The 7,500-nt window shown below is 68.9% G+C and carries 5 protein-coding genes (1 of these 5 only partly in view); 2 read left to right on the plus strand and 3 right to left on the minus strand.

What is annotated here, in order from left to right:
• Positions 1 to 259 precede the first annotated feature (259 nt).
• Both LzC2_RS16760 and LzC2_RS16765 read left to right on the plus strand, forming a co-directional pair.
• Entirely contained in the window at positions 260 to 2,728 is a 2,469-nt protein-coding gene (locus LzC2_RS16760; RefSeq protein WP_171189128.1) for a S9 family peptidase, read from the plus strand.
• On the plus strand, positions 2,725 to 4,368 hold the full coding sequence (locus LzC2_RS16765) for a serine/threonine-protein kinase (protein WP_171189130.1): 1,644 nt from the start codon (positions 2,725 to 2,727) through the stop codon (positions 4,366 to 4,368). The genes LzC2_RS16760 and LzC2_RS16765 overlap by 4 nt, the downstream gene beginning before the upstream one ends.
• 152 nt (positions 4,369 to 4,520) lie before the next feature.
• Here LzC2_RS16765 and LzC2_RS16770 read toward each other — a convergent pair whose 3' ends face one another.
• From LzC2_RS16770 to LzC2_RS16780, 3 genes are all read right to left on the minus strand, one after another.
• Positions 4,521 to 6,788, minus strand: a complete 2,268-nt coding sequence (locus LzC2_RS16770; protein WP_171189132.1) for a prenyltransferase/squalene oxidase repeat-containing protein — start codon at positions 6,786 to 6,788, stop codon at positions 4,521 to 4,523.
• A complete protein-coding gene (locus tag LzC2_RS16775) occupies positions 6,785 to 7,258 on the minus strand; it encodes an ExbD/TolR family protein (protein ID WP_171189134.1) in 474 nt (157 codons plus the stop codon). Before LzC2_RS16775 ends, LzC2_RS16770 begins: the two co-directional genes overlap by 4 nt.
• Before the next feature lie 98 nt (positions 7,259 to 7,356).
• Positions 7,357 to 7,500, minus strand: the 3' portion of a protein-coding gene (locus tag LzC2_RS16780; RefSeq protein WP_171189136.1) for an RNA-binding S4 domain-containing protein. The gene runs 96 nt beyond the window's last position; the window shows 144 of its 240 coding nt (coding positions 97-240); its start codon lies off the right edge, out of view; it ends in the stop codon at positions 7,357 to 7,359.

The raw sequence follows: 7,500 nt of genomic DNA on the forward strand, positions 1-7,500 counted from the left end.
CAGTCGCACGCACGCGGCGGAGGTGTGGGTCTACGCCCCCCCGGCCGCCGCCTTCAGCGACGGGTTGGGCGCCGGCGGTTCGATCGTCGTCCACCTCGCCCGCCCCCGAAACCGCCCCCCGGAGGACGCGGTCGTGACCGCGGTTCATCGCTTATGAGTGCGGGCGAACCATCGCGACAATCTGGTCGCGGGCAACGGGTTTCCCGCTTCCGGTACGCTGTCGCGGCCGACATCCGCTACGTCCAATCGACCCTCGCCCGTGATTAGTCTGCGCCTCGCCCCGGTGTTCGCTTTGTTGCTGCTCGCCCCCGCGGGGCAGGGGCAGGACGAGCGGGGAGCCGAAGATCCCAAGGCGGCCGCGGACCTGCGGCCGATGCGATTCGAGGATGTCTACGGCAGCGCCAACTTGGATCTGACGGGGTCGACTCCCCGCGGATTGGAGTGGCTGGGACCGGATCGGTATCTCGTCCCGGCCGATCAGGGGTCGCCGCAGGTCGTGGAGGCGGCGACCGGCGAGGCCCGCCTGGCGTACGACGCCGCCGCGCTGTCGGCGGCGCTGACCGACGCGGGGGTGAAGGGGGACGTCGCGGAGAAGTTCTCCCGGCGCCCGGTCGGCGCCACGTTCGATGAGGAGCGTCGTCGCGCCTTGCTCGAATCCGAGGGCGATCTGTTCGCGGTCGATTTCGGCGGCCCGGCGTTCGGCGTCGACTCGGACGCCGCGCCGCTCGCCGTCCGCCTCACCGACACCCCCCAGACCGAAGAACTGTCGGAGCTCAGCCCCGACGGCCGGACCGCCGCGTTCGTCCGCGAGTTCAACCTTTATACGATTCCTCTAATCGGCGTCGGCGAGGCGATGACCGCCGGCCCGGAGGCGGCGCTGACCGTCGGCGGCGGCGATCTCATCCGCTACGGCAAGGCCGACTGGGTCTATTTTGAAGAGCTGTATAATCGCAGCTGGAAGGGCTATCGCTGGAGTCCGGATTCCCAGCGCATCGCGGTGATGGAGTACGACGATCGCGCCGTCGGCACGTTCGTCGTGCTGGATCAGACCGCCGCGACGGACATTGAAACGCGGCCGGACGACTCCGGACAATTGGTCGAACGCACCCGCTATCCGAAGGCCGGCGCGACGAATCCGACGGTGCGGCTGGGCGTGGTCGACGCGACCGGCGGCCCGATCCGGTGGGTCGATTGGAGCGCCGACGGCCTGCCCGGTCTGTCCTCGCTGGGGCGAACGTCCGGCGACGGCGGCGGACTGATCGCCCACTACGGCTGGTTTCCCGAGGGCGATCGGCTGTATGGCTACGTGCAGGATCGCGTGCAGTCGATGCTGTCCGTCCGCGCCGTAGACGTGCCCGCCGAGGGGCCGCTGGGCGAGGCGACCGAACTGTTGAAGGAGACCGCGGGCGCCTGGGTCGAAAGCCCCGGCGATCTCGAGTTTCTCCCCGACGGCTCGTTCCTGCTCGCCAGCACGCGGGACGGATGGCGGCACCTCTACCGCTACTCGCCCGACGGCACGCTGAGAAACGTCGTCACCTCCGGCCCGTGGGAGGTGCGGGATCTGAATCAGGTCGCGGTCTCCGACGCCCCCGCGGCGGAGGCTTGGATCTACCTCACCGGCACGAAGGACGATCCGCTCGGCGAGTTCCTCTACCGCGTGCGTCCTGACGGTTCCGGTCTCACCCGGCTCACGCCGGAGGACGGCGTCCATCGCGCCTCGGTCGCCCCGGGCGGCGGGTTCTTCATCGACGCTTACAGCGCTCACGACACGCCGCCCCGAACGCTGCTGCGTCGCGGCGATGGAGAGTTGGTCCGAACGCTCGACGAGGCCGATCCCGAGGGATTGACGAAGACCGCTCGCGGAACGTTCGCATGGGTGCAGATCCCCGTTGCCGCGGCGCCGCGGGCCGACGGCGGAATGGATCCCGCCGGGACGCTCTACGGCTATCTCCTCACCCCGCCGGGGTTGAATCTGGCAAACCCGGACCGCCGCGTCCCCGTCTGGGTAATGACCTACGGCGGCCCGCATGCGTCCAGCGTGAAGGACGAATGGGCCAAGGGACGCGGCTGGGAGCGCCTGCTGGCCACGAACGGCATCGCCGTGTTGAAGATCGATCCCCGCGCCGCCAGCGCCCGCGGATGGGCCGCGGCCTGGGCGGTCCACGGCCGATTGGGCGAGCAGGAGACGACGGATATGGCCGCCGTCGCCGACTGGCTCAAAGCCCAACCGTGGTGCGACGGGGATCGCCTGGGGCTCTCCGGCCACAGCTACGGCGGCTACATGACCGCCCGCGTCCTCACCCACACGAACAAGTACGCGGCCGGCATCGCGGGCGGCTCCGTCACGGACTTCCGCAATTACGATACGATCTATACGGAACGATTAATGGACACCCCCGCCGCCAACCCCGGCGGCTACGACCAGACGAACCTGTCCTCGAAGGCGAGCGACCTGCACGGCCGGCTGCTGCTGATCCACGGGGGCATGGACGACAACGTCCACCCGCAAAATGCGTGGCAGTTCGTCGACGCCCTGCAACGGCGCGGGAAGGACTTCGACCTGATGATCTATCCCCGCGATCGCCACTCGATCTCCAGCACGCATTATCGACGATTGATGTGGGACTTCATCCGGGAGACCATGTTGGAGGATTCGAGCCGGTCCCGTCACGGAGGCGCATCGCCCCCCGCTTCCGCCCAAGACGAGACCGACGAGAAGTCGCCATGACCGACCGCCCTCCTGAAGCCGACGGCGATCCGGCCGATGCGAACATCGAGGGGAGTGTCGACTCGAACGTCGACGCGGAATCCTCTGCGGATCAACCGCATGCCGGCACGCTGGTGTTCGATGCGGACGCTCCCCCGCCGCCCCGCACGGGCCCGCGACGGGCGGAGGCGGTCGCCGCCATCAAACCGGGCGCTTTGCTGGGGCGATTCGAGATCATCCAGCGACTCGGCGGCGGCGGTATGGGCGAGGTGTTTCTGGCCCGCGACCCGGACCTCGACCGGGACGTCGCGATCAAGGTGCTGAGCGGCCCGGCCGCGGCCGATCCGAAGGCCCGTGTGCGATTCCTGTTGGAGGGACGGGCCGCCGGTCGCGTCTCGCACCCGAACATCGTCGCGATTCACGAGGTCGGCCCCACGCACCTCGCCGACTCCGTCGCCGCGGCCCACGGGGACGACGGCCCGCCCCCCGGCGAACTGCCGAAGGGGGCGGACGTCACGGACGGTCCGGTTTATCTCGTCATGGATTACTCCCGCGACGGATCGGTGGATCAATTGCTGAAGGCCGGGCCGCTGTCGACGGAGCGGGCGACGGCGGTCCTGGCGGACGCCGCCGCGGGACTCGCCGCGGCTCATGCGGCCGGATTGGTGCATCGGGACGTCAAACCCGCCAACCTGATGCTGGAGGGCGGCGGCCCGTGGTCCGGCGGGGCCGTGAAGGTGACGGACTTCGGCTTGGCCCGCCGCGTCGCCGACGCCGCGGAGGACTCCAGCGAAGACTCCCTCGCCGCCCCGTCGTCGGGGGAGGAACCGCGAACCGCTCGCCGGAAAGTCGTGGGCACGCCGCATTATATGAGTCCGGAACAGTGCCGCGGCGGAGCGGTCGACGCCCGCAGCGACCTGTATTCGCTGGGCGCCACCTACTTCACGCTGCTCGCGGGGCGTCCGCCCTTCGCGGCGGGATCGGGGGCGCCTCCGAGGCCCGTCACCGCGGTGCTGAACGCGCATAAACAGACCGATCCCCCGCCGGTCCATACGTTGGATCACCTCGACGGCGGCGTGCCGGAAGCGTGCTCGCGGATCATCGTGAGGGCCATGGCCAAAGACCCGAAGGATCGCTACCCCGGCGCCGCCGCGCTTCGGGCGGATGCCTTGGCGCTGCTCGCGGCGCTCCGTGAGCACGCCGCCGCGGAGCCGGCCGGCGAAGTGATGAGGGATCGTCATCGCTTTGCACCGCGACCTGCCTCCTCCCCCAGTCTGCTCCCAAAGGACTTCCTACTGCCCAGCGAGCGCCCCGGGACGTCCGGGAGCTACTATGCCGCGTCCGATTCCTGGAGCCAGGACACCGGCGTCGCGAACGGTTCCGGCGTCCACGATCCCGCCGCGGCGACGCCGGCGGAGGGAAGCGGCGTCAAGGCGGTCTCGGACGGCGACCTCCCGGCCGCTCGATTAATGCCCCCGCCGGGCGTACGCCGGGAAATTTTCTCCCTGTCCGACGGGGAAGTCCTGCTGAGCTATCCGGCGACGTTGAAAGAAGCTTCGCTGACCGAGGAGGAAATCGATCGGCTGCGAGCGTGGCTCAATCTGGTGCGCGTGAAGATGATGGCGCTCGCTGAGGAGCGTCCGAAACAACCGCCCGGCTGAGAATTTGCCTTAATACCAGCCCGACGCGCAAGCGTCGGCCGTCGGCGCAGCCGAGGGAATCGCCCCGCCCAAGGGATCGAAACCATGCACTGTGAGACGGTACGAAAACAGCTTCCAAGGTTGAGAACGCGAGACCCCCGGCGCCGATTCGCTCATTCCGCGGGGTCGCCTGCTTGCCCGTCCATGGCCGCGGCCCCTCCGCTGGCCGGACTGAATCGATAGTAGACCTCCAGGCACAGCGTCGCCATCGCCGTGCTATAGAGCGTGCCGCCGTATTCGGTGTAGTTGTGCCGCATCGGTCGCACCGGCCACGTCCCCGCGTTCGGTCCCTGTTGATACTGCTCTTCAAGCAATAATTCTCGGAGTTCCTGGTTCCAGCGTTCCCACACCGGTCCGCCGTGGGCGTGGAGCGCGAGGCTGGCGTAGTACCAATGATAAAGGTTCCAGGTCTTCAACTCCGGCGGATGTTGGTCAAGATAGGCCACCGCCTGCTTGGCCGCGGGTTGATCCCGACGCAGACCGAGCATCTGCTTGCAGAACAGCGCTTCGGCGGTCATGGAGGGCTTCACCGCGTGCCCTTCCTCCGGCTTGTAGCGGGCCAGTCCCCCGTAGGGATATTGCACGAGTTCGCCCTCGGAATTCACCGTCTCGCTGCGATTGCGGAGGAACGCGATCATCTGGGCGCGCGTCTCCGCGGGCGTGGGCACCCCGGCGTTCTCTGCGCTTTTCAACGCCATGCACTGCCAGCCGAACATACTCATATCGCCGACCCGCACCCGTTGCGAATAACGCCACCCGCCGTCGGGATATTGTTCCGCCACGAGAAACGCCACGCCGCGCTCCACCGCTTGCCGGAGCGTGGGATCCGGCCGGTCGCCCTCCAACGCCAGCGCCTCCGCTAAGGCGTACAACGCAATACCGTGCGAATACATCCGCGCGTAGTAATTCGCGTCGCCGGCGAGCGAACCGTCCGGTTTCTGTTGGGCGACCAACCACCGCACCGCACGATCGACGGCCGGCGCGTACTTTCCGCTGGTGCGCGTATAGCCTGCGCCGAGGAACGTGAGCGTCACGAGGCCCGTCAGACCGGCGTCCGCATCGCGTCCCGTATTTCGCTTGTCGGGGTCCGGCTCGGCGACGGGGTCGTCGTCCGATCCGCTGCCGGCCCCGTGTTGCGAGGCGTCCCAATGCCCCGCGACTTCCTGTGAGCGGGCGAACCAGGCGAGCGCCGCCTCGACGGCCGCTTCCGATTCGGCGGTTCCTCCGCGCTCCCGGGCAATCTCCGAGCGCTGCGACAGATCCCGAAGGCGATAGGCGTCCGGCACGCCCGGAGCCGGCGGCGGTCCGGAGCTTCCGGTCACCACCGCAGACGGACCGTCCCCGATCTCGGCGCCTCGATCGCGGCGAGGGGCGAAGCCAGCCGGACGCTCCGTCAAACCGGCGCCGGTCAGCGGATCGGACATGGCCTCCTCAAGCGGCGTCCTGACTCGTCGCGGTTCCGTGACCGCGAGGGAGTCGGTCGGGAGCGCCGTGCGGTCCGGTCGGGCGGGGGCGGGCGCCGGATTCTCGGGCGCCAACGGGAGAGCCGGGACCGCGGCAATGCTTGGAGCAGCGGGCGAGACCGGCGAATCGATTTCCGCCGGCTGCGGTCCCTCTTCCGCGTCGCGTCTCGGAAGATCGGCAGATCGGTCCGGCCGCTCCGTCAGCCTCATCTCGGCCGCGAACGGATTGAGTCGATCTCCGCGGCGGGGCAGGGGCTGGAACGCTTCTTCTGTCGTCGGAAGGGCCGTGCGCGGCGGCGTGGGACGCGTCGGAGAGGTTTCGGGGAGCGCCGCGATCGGCGCTTCTACCGGGGACGGTTGGCCCGGCGAGGTGTCGGATTCCGGTGCGACGGGGGCGGGAGCGGCGTCGGGGCGGTCGGGCGCCCGCTCCGCATCAAACGAGCGATCCGCCGTCTCCAGCGGACCGGCGAGTTCGGGAACGAGCGTATGTGGCGCTTCCCGGGTTCGCTCGATCTCTTCCCGAGGCTCCTCCGGAACGGAGGACCGATCACGGGGCAGGGGGGTATTCGGTTCTTCGCTGCGCCAAGGGTCCGGGACGCGGTCGGCGACGGGCGTCTCCGCGGCGTCGAGTCGGAGGGAACCCACCTGAAAGCGTCGGTCCTGCTCCGTGCGCCGATCGCCGGGTTCGCCGAGCATCCGTTCCAGCGACGGCTTCAACGCCACGACCGCCGACAATAGGGCGACGTGGCAGACCACGCTGAACAGAAAACTTTTCAGGCCCGTCCCCCGATCGCCCCAGCCGGTGGACAGCATCGACGCCAGATGGCCGGCGGCCAACAGCAGGGAGCCCAACAGCAGCCCCCACCAGATCGGCGTGGAGAGTTCCGGCAAGAGGGCAAGCGGTGGGCAGTCGCTCATGGCGTCGGTCCCTCCTCCGTTGACGGGCCCGCGACCCCGACGGGCGGCATCGGTTCGCGGGCCCCCGGGGCGACGGCCATCGAGAGCTTGGACAATCCGGCTTGATTGACGGCGTCCATGACGGAGACGACATGTTGATAGGCTCCGGCTGCGTCGCCGCGAATGACCACGACCTGGTCCGGATAGACGGCGGCGACTTCCGCCAACCGTTCCCGCAGTCGCTCGATCCCCAGCGGCTCCCCGAGCAGGGTCAGTTGCCCTTCGGGGCCGACGTTCACGACCAGTTCGTCCGGCTGACCGGTCAGCGGCTCCGGCGCCGCGGCGGCCGTGGGAAGATCGACCTCAAAGCTGTTTTCGTTCTGGGTGAACCGAGTTCCCACCAGAAAAAAGATCAGCAGCAGAAACAGAACGTCGACCAGCGGAGTGAGATTCAACGCCGGTTCATCAGCGGCGTCGACCTGCAGCGGCACGGCGGAGACTCGATGCGGGGACGCGAACGTGAATCAGTGTCGGGGTCGCGGCGGAACCGGACAAGGGCGGTTCGCCGGAGGGCGGTGGTTCGGGGCCCTTAAGCATCGGCCGGAGCCGCAATCTCAAACTCCTCCCCCCCGACGGACACCGCGGCGCCGGGGGAAAGCTGTCGTCGCCGACGCGTCTCGAGCACGCCGTCGACCAGCACCTCGCCGGATTGGATCAGTACCTTGGCTTGGCC

Source organism: Alienimonas chondri (genome assembly GCF_013036045.1).
GTDB classification, from domain to species: domain Bacteria; phylum Planctomycetota; class Planctomycetia; order Planctomycetales; family Planctomycetaceae; genus Alienimonas; species Alienimonas chondri.

Coding starts and splice junctions, on each gene's coding strand:
- LzC2_RS16765 (WP_171189130.1), top strand. CDS start 2,725: ATGACCGACCGCCCTCCTGAAGCCGACGGCGATCCGGCCGATGCGAAC.
- LzC2_RS16770 (WP_171189132.1), bottom strand. CDS start 6,788: ATGAGCGACTGCCCACCGCTTGCCCTCTTGCCGGAACTCTCCACGCCG.